The organism is Mesorhizobium montanum (assembly GCF_033977145.1).
In the GTDB taxonomy this organism is placed as follows: Bacteria; Pseudomonadota; Alphaproteobacteria; order Rhizobiales; family Rhizobiaceae; genus Mesorhizobium; species Mesorhizobium montanum.
In genome coordinates, this window is record NZ_JAVIJF010000002.1 from 135,631 (window position 1) to 155,406 (window position 19,776).

9 protein-coding genes are annotated in these 19,776 nt (G+C 63.8%); 1 reads left to right on the forward strand and 8 read right to left on the reverse strand.

Annotated features, from left to right (window positions below):
• Positions 1-22 precede the first annotated feature (22 nt).
• Together RFM68_RS03075 and RFM68_RS03080 are read right to left on the reverse strand one after the other, a co-directional pair.
• The gene (locus RFM68_RS03075; RefSeq protein WP_320231183.1) at positions 23-2,449 is read right to left on the reverse strand and encodes a GcvT family protein; all 2,427 of its coding nucleotides are present in this window, start codon (positions 2,447-2,449) and stop codon (positions 23-25) included.
• Positions 2,450-2,689: 240 nt separating this feature from the next.
• Positions 2,690-4,228, reverse strand: a complete 1,539-nt coding sequence (locus RFM68_RS03080) for a trimethylamine methyltransferase family protein (protein ID WP_320231184.1) — start codon at positions 4,226-4,228, stop codon at positions 2,690-2,692.
• Positions 4,229-4,439: 211 nt separating this feature from the next.
• On the opposite strand from RFM68_RS03080, the gene RFM68_RS03085 reads away from it, so the two are divergent.
• A complete protein-coding gene (locus RFM68_RS03085) occupies positions 4,440-5,030 on the forward strand; it encodes a transglycosylase SLT domain-containing protein (protein ID WP_320231185.1) in 591 nt (196 codons plus the stop codon).
• A 13-nt stretch (positions 5,031-5,043) separates the two neighbouring features.
• Here RFM68_RS03085 and RFM68_RS03090 read toward each other — a convergent pair whose 3' ends face one another.
• The 6 genes from RFM68_RS03090 to RFM68_RS03115 form a co-directional block, all read right to left on the reverse strand.
• The gene (locus tag RFM68_RS03090; RefSeq protein ID WP_320231186.1) at positions 5,044-7,389 is read right to left on the reverse strand and encodes a dipeptide ABC transporter ATP-binding protein; all 2,346 of its coding nucleotides are present in this window, start codon (positions 7,387-7,389) and stop codon (positions 5,044-5,046) included.
• Positions 7,390-7,440: 51 nt separating this feature from the next.
• Positions 7,441-8,598, reverse strand: coding sequence for an ABC transporter permease (locus RFM68_RS03095; protein WP_320231187.1), 1,158 nt, complete (start codon positions 8,596-8,598; stop codon positions 7,441-7,443).
• A gap of 10 nt (positions 8,599-8,608) precedes the next feature.
• Complete coding sequence (locus tag RFM68_RS03100; protein WP_320231188.1) at positions 8,609-9,643, reverse strand: ABC transporter permease; 1,035 nt, start codon at positions 9,641-9,643, stop codon at positions 8,609-8,611.
• Between the two features lie 149 nt (positions 9,644-9,792).
• Positions 9,793-11,451 carry an ABC transporter substrate-binding protein gene (locus RFM68_RS03105; protein WP_320231189.1) on the reverse strand — a complete coding sequence of 553 codons (1,659 nt, stop codon included), beginning with the start codon at positions 11,449-11,451 and terminating at the stop codon, positions 9,793-9,795.
• A gap of 277 nt (positions 11,452-11,728) precedes the next feature.
• Entirely contained in the window at positions 11,729-17,779 is a 6,051-nt protein-coding gene (locus tag RFM68_RS03110) for a translocation/assembly module TamB domain-containing protein (protein WP_320231190.1), read from the reverse strand.
• Positions 17,780-17,781: 2 nt separating this feature from the next.
• Complete coding sequence (locus tag RFM68_RS03115; protein ID WP_320231191.1) at positions 17,782-19,710, reverse strand: autotransporter assembly complex protein TamA; 1,929 nt, start codon at positions 19,708-19,710, stop codon at positions 17,782-17,784.
• Positions 19,711-19,776 lie beyond the last annotated feature (66 nt).

The window sequence follows — 19,776 nt, forward strand, 5'->3', positions numbered from 1 at the left end:
GCATCGGCGAAGCCGCGGCGCTTCAGGCACGCATCCGCTCGAAATTGGCGTCGAACAGCGGCGCCGCCTGAATGCGCGCCGCATGGCGCTTGCCGAGGATCTCGATCTCGAACCCGTCCGGCTTGTCGGCGATTTCCTTCGGCACATAGCCCATGGCGACCGACTTCTTCGAATTGTGCGCATAGCCGCCGGACGTGACCCAGCCGCGCACGACGCCGTCGTGCCAGATCGCCTCGTCGCCGATCACATCGGCATCGGTGGCGTCGACGACGAAGGCGCGCAGCCTGAGCTTGCCGCCCTCTCTGCGCTCGGCGAGCGCTGCTTCCTTGCCGACGAAATCGGCGTCCTTGCCGTAGGCGACGAACCGGTCGAGCCCGGCCTCGAGCGGTCCGTAGATCGGCCGGTATTCACGCGCCCATGAGCCGTAATTCTTTTCCAGCCTCAGCGCGTTGAGCGCCCGCGAGCCGAACAGCCCGATGCCGAATTCCTCGCCTGCCTTGGCCAGCGCCTGGTAGGCGGCACGCTGATATTCCGGCGCCACCCAGATCTCATAGCCGAGATCGCCGGTGTAGCTGACGCGACCGACGAGACACGGCGCCATGCCGATGTCCATCCTGGCCACCGCCATGAAGGGGAATGCCGCGTTGGAGATATCAGCGCGGGTGACCTTGGCCAGAACCTCCCTCGCTTTCGGTCCCGCGATGGCGAGGCCGGTGAGCTTCTGCCCCACCGCCTCCATTTGCACCGAGCTATCCTTTGGCAGATGCGCTTCGAACCAGCGCATATGGTACTGCTCGGCGATGCCGGAACCGGCGATGAACCATTCGCTGTCGTCGATATTGGCGAGCGTGAAATCGCCGATCAGCCTGCCATCTTCCTTGAGCATCGGCGTCAGCGTCATCCGGCCACGCCTGGGCAGCTTGCAGGCAAGCATACGGTCGAGCCAGGCAACCGCCCCTTCGCCCGTCACCTTGTATTTGGCGAAATTCGAAATCTCCGACAGGCCGACGCCGTCACGCACGGCCGCGACTTCCGTGCCGACATGGTCGAAATCGGTCGAGCGCCGCCACGAGAACTCATCCTTGACGCCTTCCGGCGCGTACCACAGCGGCACCTCCAGCCCGTAGGACACACCCCATTGCGCACCCTTGGCCGACAGCGTGTCGTAGACTGGCGTCGTCTTGAGCTGACGGCCGGCGGGCAGTTCCTCGTTCGGGAAGCGGATCGAAAAGCGCCGCGAATAATTCTCGCGCACCTTGGCGTTGGTGTAGGCCATCGTCGCCCAGTCGCCGTAGCGCGCCACGTCCATGGCCCAGATATCCGCGCCGGGATCGCCCTCGATCATCCAGTTGGAGAGCGCGAGGCCAACGCCGCCGCCCTGTGAGAAGCCGGCCATCACGCCGCAGGCAACCCAGAAGCCCGGCAGGCCGCGCACCGGACCGACCAGCGGATTGCCGTCCGGCGCGAAGGTGAAGGGGCCGTTGATGATCTGCTTGATGCCGGTCTTTTGGAAGGCGGGGAAGTGACGGAAGCCGACTTCCAGCGACGGCGCGATGCGGTCGATGTCCGGCTCCAGCAGCTCGTGGCCGAAATCCCACGGCGTGGAGAACTCGGACCAGACCTTGTTGGCTTTCTCATAAGTGCCCATCAGCATGCCGCCGCGCTCCTGGCGCAGATAGAGCTCGCCGTCGAAGTCGACAGCGTGGATGATCTCGGTGCCGGTCTTGGCGTTCCAGTCGGCAACCTCCGGCATGTCCTCGGTGATCAGGTACATGTGCTCCATGGCCAAAACCGGCAGTTCGAGCCCGACCATACGACCGACCTCTCGCGCCCACAGCCCGCCGGCGTTCACGACATGCTCGGCGATGATGTCGCCCTTGTTGGTGATGACGCGCCATAGCCCGTCGGGACGACGCACGATGTCCTCGACCTTGGTGAAGCGCTCGACCTCGGCGCCCAGCTTCCGCGCCGCCTTGGCATAGGCATGGGTCACGCCCGACGGATCGAGATGGCCGTCCTCCTTGTTGCGCACTGCGCCGACGAACTGGCCGGGGTCGATGAGCGGCATCAGTTCCGCCGCCTCCTTCGCCGAGATCACCTCGAGGTCGATGCCGAGATAGCGGCCCTTCGACACCATGCCGCGCAGCCAGTCGAGCCGCGCCTCGGTCGCGGCCAGAAGCACGCCGCCCGTGAGGTGCACGCCCGTCGCCTGTCCCGAAAGCTCCTCGATCTCCTTGTAGAGCGAGATCGTGTATTTCTGCAGCTTGGCGACGTTGGGGTCGCCATTGATGGTGTGCATGCCGCCCGCCGCATGCCAGGTCGACCCGGAAGTCAGCTCGTCACGCTCCAACAGCACGACGTCGGTCCAGCCATGGCGGGCAAGATGAAACAGCACCGAGCATCCGACGACACCGCCGCCGATGACCACGACCTTTGCATGCGACTTCATGGGTTTTTTCTCGTTAGTTCAGTGAGTTGGGACCATAGGATGAATCGGAAAGGAAGTGCCAAGGCACCCCCTCTGGCCTGCCGGCCATCTCCCCCTCAAGTGGGGAGATCAGCAGCGGCAACCTCGCCGCCCATTTTTCAAGGTTGACGATTGGCGAAGGCAAATAGGACAGCCAATCTCCCCCCTTGAGGGGGAGATGTCCGGCAGGACAGAGGGGGGTGCCTCGCGCCGACGCTAAAGTCACGGCTCACCCTGCCCGATCGCTTCCTTGCGGCGCGCCATATAGGCTTCGAGCGCTTCGCGCACGGCAGGATCCATGGCCGGTTGGATATACTCCTCCAGCGCTTTCTTCCACAGCCGCGTCGCGCGTGCCGTCGTATCGAGCCCGCCGGCCTCCTGCCATGCCTCGTAATTCTGCCAGTTGGAGAGCATCGGTTGATAGAAGGCGGTGGCGTAGCGCTCCAGCGTATGCGGCTCGCCGAAGAAATGGCCGCCTGTCGGCACCGCGCCCAGTGCCTCCACCGCCAACTCGCCCTCGTCGACGACGATCGGCCGCAGGAATTCCATCATGTGCTGAATCATCTCGACGTCGATGATGAGCTTTTCGAACGATGCCGTCAGCCCGCCTTCCTGCCAGCCGGCGGCGTGGTAGACGAGATTGCCGTGGCCGAGCACCGCGCCCCACAAAGCCATCAACGTCTCGTAGGCGCCCTGCGCGTCGGCGGCGTTCGAGGCCGATCCCGGCGTCGTGCGGTATGGCAGGTTGTAGCGCCGTGCCAGCTGCCCGGAGGCGATGTTGGCCTTGGTGTTTTCCGGCGTGCCGAAGGCCGGCGCGCCCGACTTCATGTCGACATTGGAGGTGAAGGCACCATACATCACCGGCGCGCCGGGACGCACCAGCTGCGTCAGCACGATACCGAACAGCGCTTCGGCATTCTGCTGCGCTAGCGCGCCGGCAAGCGTCACCGGGCTCATCGCGCCCATCAGCGTGAACGGCGTCACCGCCACCGACTGGCCGTATTCGGCCATGGTCATCAGCCCTTCAGCCATCATCTCGTCGAAGCGGCGCGGCGAGTTGACCGAAATGATGGTGGCGATACCCGGATCCTCGGCCATCTGCTCCAACGTCAGCCCGCGCGAAATTGCCATCATCTCGATACCGTCGAGCGCCCTGCCCCGCCCGATCGCCGAAACGTGGAAACATTTGTCGGTCAGCGTCAGATTGGCGAAATAGGTGTCCATGTGCCTTGTGTTCGCCGGCAGCTCGATCGGCGCGCAGACCTGGTTGCCCAGCATGTGGATGCAGTTGAAATGCTGCGCCAGCCGGACGAGGTCCGAGTAATCTGCGAGGTTGCCGGCGCGGCGGCCGCGCTCCATGTCATGCACATTGGGCGGGCCGGCTACGAGCGTGAAGTTGATGGTGCTGCCGCCAAGATGAATTGTATGCGCCGGATTGCGTGGCGTAAGCCGGTAGGCCGAGCGCGTCGACCTTAGCGCCTCCTCGACCATGCCGCGATCGATGCGCACATTCATCGCGCCATGGTCGATCTTGGCGCCGGCACGCTCGAACAGCGAGAGCGCCCGTGGGCTCATCACCTCGATGCCGAAGGTCTCCAAAATATGCATCGATGCCTGGTGGATGGCTTCGATCTGGTCGGCCGACAGCAGCGCCATCGGCGGATAAGGATTCTCTACCCGCCGCGGCGGCAGTTGCGGAATGGCGGCTGGCCCGCGGTTGCTGGTGCGCTCGGCGCCGCGCTTGCGTCTTGGTTCGCTCATGCGCGCATCAGAGCGCCAGCGTCACACGCGAGCTGTCAGGAATTCGCCATTTGCCGGCGTGATTTTAGCCAAGGCGGCATTTTTCGAAACCAATGAAAAGAATAGCGACACGGATAGTCGTAATATCGATAGTCGTTCTTTCGCACCTTTCAGGTCCACGTTAAGGATCCAAGCAAGACTCCTTTTATGATTTCGGCCTATTCGTCTTCCAATGCATAGGTCGAGTTTTAGTAAAATTGTCGCTGTCTCCGTGCTGCTGGCGCTTTCGGCCTGCGCGACGGCGCCCAGTCACATCAACAACGTCTGCGCCGTCTTCGACCAGAATGACGGCTGGTTCGACAACTGGCAGGCGGCCGCCGAGCGCAGCTCACAGAAATACGGCATTCCCGTCCCCGTGCTGATGGCGACGGTGCGCAAGGAATCAGGCTTCAAGAGCAATGCCCGCCCGCCGCGCACCAAGCTGCTCGGCTTCATCCCGTGGACGCATGTCTCGAGCGCCACAGGCTACTCGCAGGCGCTCGACGGCACCTGGTCGCAATATCAAAGCAAGACCGGCAACTGGACGGCGCGCCGCACGAAATTCTCCGACGCTGTCGATTTCGTCGGCTGGTACCACTCCAAGACCGCCGATACATTTGGAGTCGCGCGCAACGACACCTACAATCTTTACCTGGCCTATTATCTCGGCTGGACCGCCTATGGCCGCGGCAATCGCGGCGATGGCGGCGTTCAAGGCTACGCGCGCGCCACCGATCAGATGGCCCGCGATTACGAGGCGCAGCTACGGCAATGTGGAAATTAGCACCCTTCTGGGTTTAGTGCCGCCTTGTCGTGTCCTTCGGCTTTGAAACACCGGTTTCCGATGTCTCGTCGCGGACTTCGTGGCGACGGGCTTTGAGCACCGCGTCGTTCTCCTCGACGCCCTCTCCGACTGCATCGGCTTCCGCGCTGGCCTTCTTGCCCCGCGGACGCTGTGGCGGTGAACCCGCAAATCCCGGCCCTTCGCCGTGCGGCGCGTCTCCCGGCACACCCTCATGCGCGGCATGTTCCTTGTCGAACTTGATGACCGGCTCCATCTTGGCTAGCTCGTCGTCCGAAAGCCAGCACAGGCTCATATGGCCGTCGCCGAGATTCTTCACCGGCGGCACTTTCGTCTCGCACAGATTGTCCGGCACCAGCTTCTTGTAGCCGCAGCGCGTCTGGAACGGACAGCCGGTCGGCGGGTTCATGGCCGACGGGATGTCGCCTTCCAGCACGATGTGCTTCTTGACCACGCTGGTGTCGGCGATCGGGATCGCCGACAGCAGCGCCTCGGTATAGGGGTGGTAAGGCGGCGAGAAGATCTGGTCTGTCGTCCCCTGCTCGACGATGTAGCCGAGATACATGACGACGACGCGGTCGGCGATATAGCGCACCACCGACAGATCGTGGCTGATGAACAGCATCGTCGTCTTGTTCTTGCGCTGGATGTCCATCAGCAGCTCGGTCACCGCCGCCTGCACCGAGACGTCGAGCGCCGAGACCGGCTCGTCGGCCACCACCACCTTGGCGTCGCCGGCAAACGCGCGCGCCACGCCGATGCGCTGCTTCTGGCCGCCGGACAGCTGGCGCGGCTTGCGGGTCTCGAAGGCCCGCGGCAGCTTCACCAGGTCGAGCAGTTCCAGCATGCGCTTGCGCCGCTCGGCGACATTCTTGCCGACCTTGAACTTCTCCAGCGTGCGGATGATCTGCGATCCGACGGTGTGGCTGGGGTTCAGCGTGTCGAACGGGTTCTGGAACACCATCTGGATCGACGACACCGTATCGACACCGCGTTTCTCGATGCCTGTCGACTGGATTTCCTTGTTGGCTAGGCTCACCGTACCGGAGCTGGCGGTCTCCAGACCGAGCAGGACCTTGGCCAGCGTCGACTTTCCGCAGCCGGACTCGCCGACGATCGCCACGGTCTCGGACTCGCGCGCGGTGAACGAGATCGTTTCGTTGGCCTTGACGACACGGCCTTCGCTGGAGCCGAACACTTCGCTGCCGCCGACCTTGTAGTATTTCTTGAGGTCCTGGATTTTCAGCACCGGCGCGCCGGGCTCGACCTTTTCATTGACCTTCTTGGCGCCGGGCGGCAGCGCCTCCCAGTCGATCTCGTTGAAGCGCACGCAGCGCGAGAAATGCCCCTCATGGCCGTCGACCGGAATCATCGGGATTTCGGCGGCGTTGCAGACCCCCTCGACGAAATGGTGGCAGCGCGGCCCGAAATTGCAGCCCTTCGGCCGCTCATGCGGCAGCGGCAACTGGCCGGGGATGGAGATCAGCGGCCGCGAATTCTTGTCGGCGCCGGGCAGTGGGATCGAGCGGAACAGCCCTTGCGTATAGGGATGACGCATCCGGTCGAACACGTCCTCGATCTTGCCGGTCTCGACGGCCTCGCCGGAATACATCACCGTGATTCGGTCGCAGGTCTCAAGGATGAGGCCAAGATTGTGCGACACGAAGATCATCGAGGTGCCGAACTTCTCGCCCAGCCCCTTGACCAGTTCCACGATGCCCGCCTCGACGGTGACGTCGAGCGCGGTGGTCGGCTCGTCGAGCAAAAGCAGCGCCGGCTTGGACAGCAGCGCCATGGCGATGACGATGCGCTGTTGCTGGCCGCCGGAAAGCTGATGCGGATAGGAGCGCATCATGCGCTCGGGATCGGGCAGCCTCACCGCCCGCACCATCTCCAGCGCGCGGCCATGCGCCTCTTCCTTCGAAACCTTGTCGTGGATCAGCGGCACTTCCATCAACTGCTGGCCGATCTTCATCGCCGGATTGAGGCTCGCCATCGGCTCCTGGTAGATCATGGCGATCTTGTTGCCGCGGATGGCGCGCAACTCCTCCTCGGAGAGCTCGCCCATGTCCTTGCCCTGGAATTTGATGCGCCCGCCGACGATCTTCCCGATGTTGGACAGGTCGCGCATGATACCGAGCGACACGGTCGACTTGCCGCAGCCGGACTCGCCGACGATGCCCATCGCCTCGCCCGGCATCACCGTGCAGGAAAAATCCATCACGGCCGGAATTTCGCCCTTGCGGGTGAAGAAGGAGATCGAAAGGTTCTCGATCTCGATGATCGGCCCGTTGGTCGGCCCATTGGTCGGCTTGCCTGGATCTCGAACTGCCTCGTTCATGGGTCGCTCCAATCCTTGGTTCTTGAAAGATGGGGGTCTCAGACCCCGCCATCAATCCTTCATTGACTGTTCACGCAGCGAATCCGCCAGCAGGTTCAGTCCCAGCACGAATGACATCAGGGCGATCGTCGGCGGTAACGCCGGGTGAATGAAGGAACGCAGCAGGCGGCTGGCGTCCTTGATCGCGGTGCCCCAGTCGGGGCTTTCCGGCGCCAGACCAAGGCCGAAATAGCCGAGTGTTCCGAGCAGGATGGTCGTGTAACCGATGCGCAGACAGGCATCGACGATCAGCGGACCGCGCGCATTGGGCAGTATCTCCCACAGCATGATGTACCAGGGCGATTCACCGCGCGTCTGCGCCGCCGCAACATAGTCGCGCGTCTTGATGTCCATGGTGAGCCCGCGCACGATTCGGAACACGCCCGGGCTCGAGGCGAACACCACCGCCACGAAGATGTTGAGCTGGTTGGGATCGATGTGGACGATGTGCAGCGGATCCTTGTCGAAGACCAGGCCCGTATAGATCCAGCCGCCGACGATCAGCGTGATGCCGAGCAGGATATAGAGCCGGTCCGGCCGGTTCTTGTAGCGGGTCCAGAACAGGACGCTGAAGAAGATGATCGGGAACAGGAAGAACAACCCCGCCATCGCGTAGGGGATCGGCGTGTCCATGATGCCCGGTGTCACCAGGAGGTAGAACAACAGGATAACCGGGAAGGCCAGCACCAGATTGGCCAGGAACGACAGCAGCGTATCGATCTTGCCGCCATAGTAACCGGCCGGCAGGCCGAGCGTAATGCCGACCATCAGCGCGAAGCCGGTGGCGGCCGGCGCGATGATCAGCACGATCTGGCTGCCATAGACCATGCGCGAGAACACGTCTCTGGCAAGCTTGTCGCCGCCGAAATAGTAGACGAGCTTCGACGTCGGCTCGATCGCGCCGGGCAGCGTGTCCTTCATCACCGAGACCTGCGCCAGCGGATCGAAGGGCGAGATGGTGGAGGCGAAAATCGCCGTGAACAGCCAGAACAGGCAGATGAAGACGCCGGCAATGCCGACGCCGCTGTCGAAGAGCTGGCCGTAGAGGCCGAGCCGCTTCTTGTAGGTGAAGCTGGTGCCCATCACCAGGATGAGCCCGACCCATACCGGCCAGAAGCGCCAGAGCACGCCGATAACGATGTCGAAGGCGTTGATATATTCGGTTTGCATCGGCTTGCCCCTACTGAACCCTGATACGCGGATTGAGAAACGCGTAGCCGACATCCGAGATGAGCTGCGTGATCAGCACGATGAACACCGAGACCAGCGAGCATCCGAGCAGAAGATCGATGTCGTTGTTGCCGGCGGCTTCGACCAGCGTGTAGCCAAAACCCTGGTAGCGGAACATCACCTCGACGATGACGACGCCGGTGAGCAGCCACGGGAACTGCAGCATGATGACGGTGAATGGCGCGATCAGCGCGTTGCGCAATGCATGCTTGATGACCACGCTGCTGAAGGACAGGCCCTTCAGCCGCGCGGTGCGGATATATTGCTGCGTCATCACCTCGACCATCGAGGCGCGCGTCATGCGCGCGATATAGCCGATGCCGTAGATCGCCAGCGTGATCACCGGCAGCGTGAAATTGTAGAAGGTGATGCCCTGGCTGGCGGATGCCGCCGAGCCGTTCAGCCAGCCGAGCCAGGATGCGAAGATGACGGTGAAGATGACGCCCGACACATATTCGGGCGTCGCCGTCGAGGCGATCGAGGCGACCGACAGCGTGCGGTCCGTGCGCGAGCCTTCGCGCATGCCGGCGAGAATGCCGATCAGCAGCGAGATCGGCACCATCACCGCCAACACCCAGAACATCAGCAATCCGGTAGCGCCTAGAGCCGGGAAAAGCTTGGCCGCGACCGTTGTCTTGAACTTGGTCGAGCAGCCGAAATCACCCTGCAGCACTCCGGAGAATGTCGGCTCGACCGGGTCGTTGCAGAAGGAGAAGCGTTGCGTCGTCTTGCCGGTCGTCGGATCGGTGATCGGATGCTTCGGCAGGACGCCCAGCCACTGACCGTAACGGACGAAGAAGTTCTGCCGGTAGCCATGATTGACCAGCCAGCTTTCAAGCTGGTCGGCGGGCGTGTGCATCTCGGTCTGGCTGATGGCCAGTTTCTTCAGATTGGGCTCGAGATTGACGAGGAAGAAGACGACCAGCGTCAGGCACAGCATCGTGAGCAGTATCGTGCCGATGCGTCTGGCGATGAATGAGAACATGCGCACCCCCTGCCGGCCGGGTTGGGGTCAGATAGGTTCAACCCTGTTGCGAAAAGCTGATGACGCCCCGCCACCGCTGCATGATATGCAACGGCGACGAAGCTGCAGATACGAGGGGCTGCCGCCCCTCGTATTTATCGCGCCATGGATCACGCCTTGTCGAGCCAGACCTTGCCGAAGTCGTGCTCGTAGGTGGGGTGCATCGAGTGGTTCTTCACCTCGGGCTTGATGTTGATGTAGAGCTTGCGCCAATAAGGCTGGATGATGATGCCGGAATCCTGCAGGGTCTGCTCGATATCCTTCATCACAACTTTGCGCTTCTCCGCATCGGCGATGCCGAGCGCCTCGTTCACCTTCTTGTCGAAGTCCGGATTGGCGTAGGCCGTCTCGTTCCATGCTTCGCCGCTACGGTATGCGATGGCGATCACCTGGATGCCGAGCGGGCGCATGTTCCAGTTGGTTTCCGAGAACGGATACTTCGTCCAGTCGTTCCAGAAGGTCGAGCTCGGCAGCACGGTGCGCTTCACCTTGATGCCGGCTTCGCGCAGCTGGGCGGCGATCGCGTCCGTGGTGTTCTTGTGGTAGTCCTCGTCGTTGCTGATCAGCTCGTGCTCGAAATCGATCGCGCCGGCTTCCGTCAGCATCTGCTTGGCCTTGGCGATGTCGCGCTTGACCTCGGGCAGCTTGACATATTCCGGATGGATCGGCGCGACATGGTGGTTTTCGGCCGGCGTGCCGGCATTGCCGTAGCCGAGCTGCAGCACGGTGGCGTTGTCGACGGCCAGCAGCATCGCCTGACGAACCTTCTGGTCGTCATAGGGCTTGTTGGTGACGTTGAAGCGCGACACCACGGTGGCAGCCGTCACGACTTCCGAAACCGGAGCGCCGACGTCCGCGATGATCTTGACGTAGTCGGCGGTCGTTTCGTGGTTGGTCTGGACTTCGCCCGACTCGAAGGCCGAGACGGTCGCGGCCGGATCGGTGCCGTAGTCGATGAACTCGACGCCGTCGAGGAAGGCCTCGCCCTGCCACCACTTGCCGGTCTCGCGGCGCTTGTAGACCACCTTCTGGCCGACGTCGTAGGAGACCAGCTCGAACGGACCGGTGCCGATCGGGCAGTTCTTGAAATTGGCGCCCTTCTCGTCGAAGGTCTTGTGCACGACCAGCGCCGGATAGTCGCACAGGTTCGGGATGATGGCGATGTCGGGCTTGGTCAGCTTAAGCTTGACCGTCATGTCGTCGACCTTGACGACGGAGCCGTCGCGCAGCTTCTTGGTGGTGTCGTCGACGAGGCTGCCCAGGCGGCCCGGCATCGAGTTGCCTTCCGCGCCCTTGTCCGCCCAGCGGGTGAAATTGTAGATCACGTCGTCGGCGGTGAACTTGTCGCCATTGTTCCATTCGACGCCCGGCCGCACATGCAGCGTGTATTCGGTGGCGTCGTCATTGATGTCCCAGCTTGCCAGGAGATATGGCGCGAAGGTGTATTCCTTCGTGTATTTCACCAGTGGCTCGAGCGCCTGGCGCTCGGCATTCGCGATTTCCGACCAGTCGGCGGTGCGCGGATCCTTCGGATCCTTGACCGACATCGCGACCTTGATCACGCCGCCCTTCTTGCCCTGCACGTCCTCGGCTCTTGCCGGGGTCGGAGCGGCGAGGCCGAGCATGCCATAGGCCATTGCCGTCGATGCGCCGAAGACGCTGGCCAAGGCCAGAAATTCGCGGCGGTCCACGCCGCCCGATTTGGCTTCCTCAGCCATTTTCAGGATGTGATCCGGAACACGGTCACCATTGCTCTTATAGATTGCCATGACTTACTCCCATTGTTGGCTTTCCGCCTTTTAACATTCCGCATCCAGACCGCGTTGTCAAAAGACGGTGTGGAATAAGGAACATGTTAGGGAATGTGCATCTTTGAGTACAACCCGGTTCGCGCGATAGCGACAGTCTTGACGCAAATTTGCTAGCGCGACGCGATTTCCCAAAAAATCGTCGCGGGCGATTAAATCAATACATTTTATGAGGATAAGGGGGCTCGTGCCCGCGGCGAGCAGCCTGTTCGGCAGGCCGAGGAAGGATCGCGCAGCCTCAATATTCGCGTTCGTAAAAGACGCCGCCCTTTGCTTCGCCGGCATCATTGGCCTCGCCGCGCAGCTTCACCCCGCGCCCGACATCGAGGTCGATCGTCGCCTTGCCGGAGCCTGGCTTGTCGCCCTTCTGGATCGTCACATAGGTGCGGTCGTTAAGGTACTTGCCGGCCGAAACCGCGGTGCCGCCCTTCTCGTCCGTCGTCACGTCGAGATTGTCGACGCCAATGGCGCTTTGCAGGTTTTCGAGCAGCGAGGTCGAACCGCCGACGCCGGCCAGCTGCGCGGCGGCGCTCGCAAGTTGCGCGATCTGCAGCGGTGACAGTTTCGACATGGATTGACCGAAGATGAGCTGTGCCAGGACTTCGTCCTGAGGCAGCGCCGGCACGGAGGAGAAAGTGAATTTAGGATTGGTTGCCTCGCCGGACACGACGATTGTGACCGTGGCGTTGCTGGTCGTCGTTGTCGCCGTCATGTTGAGGTAGGGCACCAGCGACCCCTGGAACCCGATCGTGCCCTCGGTGAAGGTCAGCCGCTTGGCAAGGATGGTCAGCCGTCCGCGCTGCAGGGTGAAAGTGCCGACCGCGTGAGGTGCCGAGGCCGGACCGGTCAGCTTCAGCGATCCGCCCAGCTCGGCGTCGACGCCCCTGCCCTGGATGAATATCTGGTTCGGCGCGTTGACCGTCACATCCAGGGCAAGACCGCCGCCGCTGTTGCCGCCGCCGGATGTCGGCGGGCGCAGCGCCTTGTCCTGCGCGCGCACCGAGCTGGGCGCGTTCTTGTGCTTCACATCCAACGCCGAAAGCGAACCCGGCAGCTTGTCGGGCACGGTGATGACCGTCCTCGCCAGGTTTATGGTGCCGGCAACCACCGGCGCCGAAACCAGCGGTCCCTTGACGGTCAGGTCGCCGCCGAGATTGGCGGTCACCACCCGGCCGTCGGTATAACGGCCATCGGTGAGCTTGATCGACAGGTCGGCCGGGAAGCCCTGCGCCGGATTGATGCCCACCGTGCCGCTCGCCGACAGGCTGCCGCGCGTCGACAGCGTTCCGGTCAGACGGTTGATCCTGGCGACGCCGCCGCCGATCGAAACGTCGGCGGCGACGTCATTGACCGCTAGGCCGGAACGCGCGTCGATGAGGCGCGCGCCGGACGTGGTGACCTTGCCGCTGATTACCGGCGCTGATGCAGGACCGCGCACCTGCACATCGACGTTGGCGGTGCCGTTGAGCGCCAGGCCTTGCGCGGCTAGCTTGGCGGCAAGGAAGGAAAACGGCACCTTGCCGTTGAAGTCGAGCGCCAAGATGGGCGTGCCCGCCGTCGTCACCGAGCCGCCGCCCTTGAGGCCGAGGCCGGCGCCATCGCTGATGTTGGCGTCGAAAGCAAGTTTGTTGCCGGCAAACGTTCCCGACGACGACACATTCATGCCGCCGAGCCCGGCGCCGCGCGTCTGCGAGGTCTGCACGCCGGAAGCATCGATGTTGAAGGCCGCCGACGGGCTCGCCGGCGCGCCTGTCACCTTGACCGTGCCCGAGATCGAACCGGCCGCGTCGAGACCCTGCGAAAAACTGTTGGCGAGCGAGATCGGCACCCGAGCCAAACTGGCGTTGATGTCGAGCGCCTGCGCGACCTTGCCCGTCACCGTCGCCGTGCCGCCGCCAAGGTTGAGCACCAGCCGGTCGAGCGTCGTCACGCCGTTGGCAATAGTGACCGTCGAGGCCTGCGCGATCGCCGCCTTGACGCCCTGCACGGTCGCCTGGCCCGACGCGAGCTCGACGGTCGTCGTGCCGTTGGCGACCTTCACGCGGCCGGTAGCCTTCGCCGGGATGTTCTTGACGGTGGCGCCGCCTGAGAAGCCGGTCCAGTCGCCGTCCCGCTTGAGATCGACATCGATGCCGGTAACGGCCGTACCACCCGAAGTGACGCTCTCCGCGCGCACCGTGCCGGCGATGACCGGCGCGGCCATGTAGTTTGCGACCTGCGCGTCGATTGCGACATTCTTGGCCGAGAGATCGCCGCGTTTGATTGCCGAAGTGTTCGCCTTGACCGTGACATTGGGTCCGTTGGCTGTTTTGGAGAAGGCGATCGTGCCGTGCACATTACCCTCGGCCTTTTCCAGCGCGAGCGCGGCGAGCGGCCCGATATCGGGCAGGTCGAGCGAAACGGTGCCGACCGGCACGAAGGCATCGTCGAGGGCGAGATCGCCGGAAATCCTGTTCGGACCGAGCGACAGCAAAAGCCCGTTGATTGCGCGGCTGCCATTGGTCGTGGCGAGCACCGCGCTGCCTTGCAAATTCTGCCCGGCGACGTTGCCGGTGAGCTGCACATTGGCTGCCGGATTGGCGGCGTCGGCCTTACCGGTGGCCGTCAGCTTCAGCCCGGTGATCTCGCGCGCCGCCACCGAAAGCCGGTCGCTGTTGACCGTCATCGACAGATCGGGCGCGGTGACCGGGCCTTGGGCGTTCAGGGCAAAGGCGATGGCGCCCTTGGCATCTTTCGACAGCAGCGAAACATCGCTTAGCGCACCCCTGATGTCGGCGGCCAGCTTGCTGTCGGCAAGGCTCGCCTGTCCGTCGGCGCTGAGCGCGCCCGAATTGAGCCTCAGGCCGTCGACATTGACATTGCCATTGGCGTCGCGCTTCAGCGCGGCGCTCAATTGCGCGCTCTCGCCAAGCATGCCGCGCACCGCCGCCGGCAAGGCGGAAGAAACGACATCGGCCTTCAGATTGAGGTCGACGGCGCCGTCGCGCAACGATATCCGGCCGGCGGCCTGGCTGTTGAGCGCATCGCTCTTGAGCGAGCCGCTGTTGACGGCGACGGCATCGGTTGTCAGGCGACCATTGACCTTAGCCGTGACCTTGCCGGCAATCAGCGGCGCGATCATGGGATTGTCGAGAGCGATCCTGTCCACCGACACCGTGCCGGAAACCGGCCCTGCCCGTCCCTTGAGGTCGAAGGCATCCGAATGCAGCGCCAGCGCCAGACCGTCCACCTTGGCCTGGCTGGCGGCAATGGAAGGCAGAATTGCGGACACGTCGAGCCGCGCTTGCGTGCTTTCACCAGCCATCTTTGCCGACAAAGACTGGACTTCGATCTTGACCGGGCTCTCGGCGCTGCCGACCGTCAGCGGCAGGCTGGGTCCGGACGATATAAGGTCGAGCGAGAAGTCGCTGGCGCCGTTGGGATTGATCGTGCCGGCGGCCTTGCCCGAAATCTTGTCACCCGAAAGCGTGGCGTGAGCTAGGGCTACGCCGCCCGCCAGCGTATAGCTGCCGGCGGCATCCAGATCGAGCGGCCCGAGCCCTGCCTGCCGGGTCTGGCTGGTCTCGGCGCCGGCAGCCTTGGCGTTGAACTGAATGTCGGGGTTGGAGGATGGACCCGTGACATGTGCCGTGCCCTCCAGCGTCCCGGCCCCGTCGAGGCCGGGGACGAAATCATTCGCGAGCGCCACCGGCAAGTTGGCGAGATTGGCCGTCAGGTCGAGGGTCTGACCGGCGCTGCCCGAAACCGTCGCCGAACCGCCGCCGAGATTGAGCGCGAGCTTTTCGATTGTGGTGACGCCATTGGCGATGGAGACGCTGGAAGGCTCCGCGATCGCCACCTTGATGCCGCGCACGGTCGCCTCGCCGGAAGCGATTTCCACGCTTGTCGTGCCGTTGGCGATCTTCACCCGCCCGGTGGCGGTGGCCGGAATGCCGGACGCCGTGGCGCTGCCGGTAAAGTCGGTCCAGTCGCCGTCGCGCTTCAAATCGATGCCGATGCCGCTGATGACCGTGCTGCCGGAGGTCACGCTCTCGGCCTTGATCGAGCCCGAGATCGCCGGCCCCTTCAGGTAGTTGGCGATCAGCGCGTTGACGGCGATCGTCTTCGCCGCCAGCTCGCCTCGCGCGATCGACGTGCTGGCCCCATTGATGGTAACGGTCGGCGCTTCGCCCTCCTTGGCGAAGGCGATCGTGCCGTTGATATCGCCGGTCGCGTTCTGATCAGCCAGCGCCGCAAGCGGTCCGATGTCAGGCACGGCGAGCGTCAGCGTGCCGAGCGGCAGGAACTTGTCGTCGAGCGCGAGATCGCCCGAAACCTTGTTGTCGCCGAGCGCAAGCGTCAGGCCCCTGATCGAGCGCTTGCCGTCGGCCGTCACCAGCGAGGCCGCGATGGCGAGCGCCTGCCCCTCGGCGCTGCCGGTCAGCGAGACGTCGGCCGACGGATTGGCGATGTCGGCCTTGCCTTTGGCCGAAAGCTTGATGTCCTTCACCGTGCGGCCGGCCGCCGTCAGGCTGGCGCTGTCGGCCGAAACGGAGAAATCTGGCGCCCAGCGCGGGCCGGTCGCCGTCAGCGCGAAGTTCACCCCGCCTGCAAGCGGCGTGCCCGCGAGCGACGACAGCGACGAGACATCGCCCAGCGTGCCTTTGACATTGGCATGGATGTCCGAGCCTTGCGCGCTGGCCGTGCCGCTGGCGCTAAGCGAGCCCGAGGTAAGCTCCAGTGAATTGGCGGCGAACGCGCCCTGCGGATCGCGGGTCGCGGTCGCCGAAAACTTCACCCGCTCGCCGAGCAGCGAGCTGATTTGCGGCGGCAATGCCTTCGACACGGCGTCGGCATTCATCTTCAGCGTCATCGACAGATCGGCGAGCGACACGCCCGCCGTCAGCGCGGCATTGAGCGCATCGCTGCGCAAGGTGCCTTTCTCGATCGTCACGGTATCGCGGCTGATCGTGCCGGCAAGATCGGCGGCGAGCTTGCCGGTCACCAGCGGCGCCAGCGTCGCCACGTCGGTCTTCAGGCCGGCGGCGGCGAGCTTGATGCTGACCGGGCCGCTGCGGTTCTCGATGTCGAAGCCATCGGAGTGGATCTCGCCGGTGATATTGTTGAGCTGCGTGCCGCCGACGGCCACCGAGGTAAGGGACGTGCCGATATCGACCATCGGCGCCCTGCCGTCGCCGAAGGCGCGTGCGGTCGCCTTTTCGACCGCGACCAGGATAGGGACAGCGCTGTTGCCGACATCGATGGTGACCGGCTTGTCCTTGGCGGAGAGCTCGACGGCGAGGTCGCTGGCACCCTTCGGATCGACATTGCCGGTTGCGGTGCCGTGCACCGCATCGCTCTCTATGGTGGCGCGCTCGATATCTATCCCACCTGATGCGGTCGCCGTGCCGGCGACATCGAAGCTCGTCTTGCCGGCAAACAGCGACTTTATCTTCTCTGGCAGGAACCCTTCGAACTGGCCGTCGCCCTTGGCCTCGATGCGGTGGCCCTTGTCGGTGAGTTGATGCCGGCCGGTCAGCTGGCTGACGATCCGGCCATCGACCATGAAAGTGCCGACGCCGCTCCAGTTGGCTAAAGGTCCGCTGCCGGAAACGACGATGTTGACCGGCGGCGCATCCGGCAGCTTGAGCAGGTTGGCGATGATGCCGCCGGCCGGCTCCGACGCCTTGAGATCGAGGTCGAGCTTGTTGTCGGCCGGCGCAAAATGGATCTTGGCGTCGACATTGCCTTGCTTGCCGTCATGGCGGCTGACGTTGAGCACGCTCTCGATCGCCAGCGGCGACGGATCTGCCTTGAGCGAACCTTTGGCGGCCAGTTCGGCAATGCCGCTGCCGGCGAGTTCCTGGCCGAGCGCGATCTCCGGCAGATCGATTTCCCTGACGTCGATCGACACCGGCAGGCCCGTCGAGCCGCCTTGCGCCGGCTGCTTGCTCGGCTGCGGCAGCCGCGCCAGTTCGATCCGCTCGGCGGCAAAACGGTCGGCGTTGAAATTCCAGGAGAGCAGCGCCGTCGGCGACCAGTCGAGCGCCACCTTGCGCGCCACCATCCAGGGGCCGGCGCGATCCTCCAGCACCACATGGTCGAGCCTGAGCGCGCCCGACCAGATGCCTTCGATGCCGCTGACCGTCACCTTGCGGTCCTCGTTCGAAGCCATCTTCGAGATCAGGCCGGCGAGATTCTGGCGCCCGCCTTCGGTGCCGGTAAGCACGACAAGCGCGGCGATCGCCACGACCAGCAGCAGAAGCAAGGTGTAAAGGCAGATGCGAAGGATGCGCCAGACTATCTTCATCGTCAGAACGCCTGACCGATGCCGGCATAGATGCCGAAATGCGGATCGCCCGGATCGCGGTTGAGCGGCACGGCAGCATCGATGCGCAGCGGCCCGAACGGCGTGATGTAGCGCAGGCCGACGCCGGCGCCGACCTTGACATCCGAGAAGTCGGGGAAGGACTTGGTCGAGACCGTGCCGGCATCGACGAACGGCACGATGCCGATCGTGTCGGTAACGCCGATGCGCATCTCGACAGAGGTTTCGAAGAAGGAGAGACCGCCTATCGGCTGGCCGTCGATGTCCTTCGGGCCGATGCCTTGATAGGAATAGCCGCGCACCGAGCCGCCGCCACCGGAATAGAAGCGCCGGTCGGCTGGCACGCTCTGCAGCCCGGCGCCGACGATCGAACCGAGTGTTGCGCGTTCGGCGAGCACGAACCGGCTTGCCGTGTCGAGCGACTGGTAAGTGTAGCCCTCGCCCTTCAGCTTCAGGAAGGTCGCGCCGTTCAGTATGTCGTAGCTCGGCTCGGCATAGGCCAGAAAGCGGAACCCTCTGGTCGGGTTGAGCTTGTCGTCGCGGCTGTCATAGACATATTGCAGCGGCACGCTGGCGATCAGGTAGGTATGCTTGCCGAAGGCGTCGGTGATCCTGGAATAGTCGAGGTCGAATTCGGCCGAGACCCGTTGTTTCTTGTCGAGGTCGTAGGAAACGCCCACGTCGCCCTTGACCGAGAAATGATCATAAGCGTCAGGATGTTCGAACACCGTCTTGATGCCGGTGAAGAATTTTGACGTCGGCCCAAGCACGCCCGGCTTTTCGAACATGACGCCGGCATTGTAGTTGAGCGCGGAAATGCTGTTGCTGCCGATGCCGCTGATGGAGCCGTCGATACGCAGCTTCTCGGCCTGGCCGAACAGGTTTCGGTGTCCCCAATAACCTTCGAGCCCCAGGCCTTCCGTGTTCGAAAACGTGCCGCCGACGCCGAAAAAGCGCGGCTTGCGCTCGCTGACCTGGACGCCGATCGGGATATTGCCGTTGGCGTCGAGGCTGTCGCCTTCCTTGATGGTCACGCTGTTGAACACTTCGAGCCCGAGCAGCCGGTCGCGGGCATCGTCGATTTCCTGCGGCGAGTATTGCTGGCCCCGCTTTAGCCCGGTCATGTATTCGGTGAAGTCGCGATCGACCTTTTCGGTGCCCTCGACCGTCGTGTCGCCATAGGCGGCGACCGGCCCGGCCGCCACCGTCAGCGTGACGTCCAGCGTCGAGCTGGCGTGCTCGGCGACGATCTCGCGGTCGGTCACCTTGGCCAGTGGCCTGCCCTCGTCCTTCAGCGCCCGCACGATCAGGGCTTCGGCCTTGAGCACGGCGCCGGAGCCGGCATCGCCGCCGGCGATCAGCCCGAAGTCGGCGCTCGCCAATCCGGCAGCATCGCCCTTGAGGCGGATGTCGCCCAGCGTGAATTTCGGTCCGACAGCAATGGTGACGACCACCGGTATGGGCTGCGGGCCCTTGAACTCCGCATCCGGCGGCAACTCGTCGATCGGCTTGCCATCGATCGCAATGGTGACCACGCCCTCGTAGCGGGCATCGGCGTAAAGCGCGGCGACGAGTTGTTCCCGGTCGCCGCGCGCCTTGGCCATCAGCCCTAGCGATCCGGACACTGGATGGTCCTCGTCGTTTTTCAGCGCCGAGGCGTTTTCGAGCTTCTTGACAAGATCCTTGTCGGCGTCCGGCGCATCGATCCTCACCGAGTAGCGCAGCGGGTCGACGATATCAGCATCCTCGTCCTTGGACGAGCCCCAAAGCTTGATGCCGAAAATCTCGAAAGCGCCCGCCGGGCGCACCGCACCGTAAAGCATGGCCGAGCAAACGAGCGCCAAAAGCAGGGCGCGCGGAAGCCCACGCCCTGGCGCGAACCCTCCTGACATCTGCGTTTCATGCGCCGGCATTAAGACAACCTAGTCGACAAAACTAAAATTGGAATGAAGTTCCGAAACGTTCGTAAAGGGGCCACA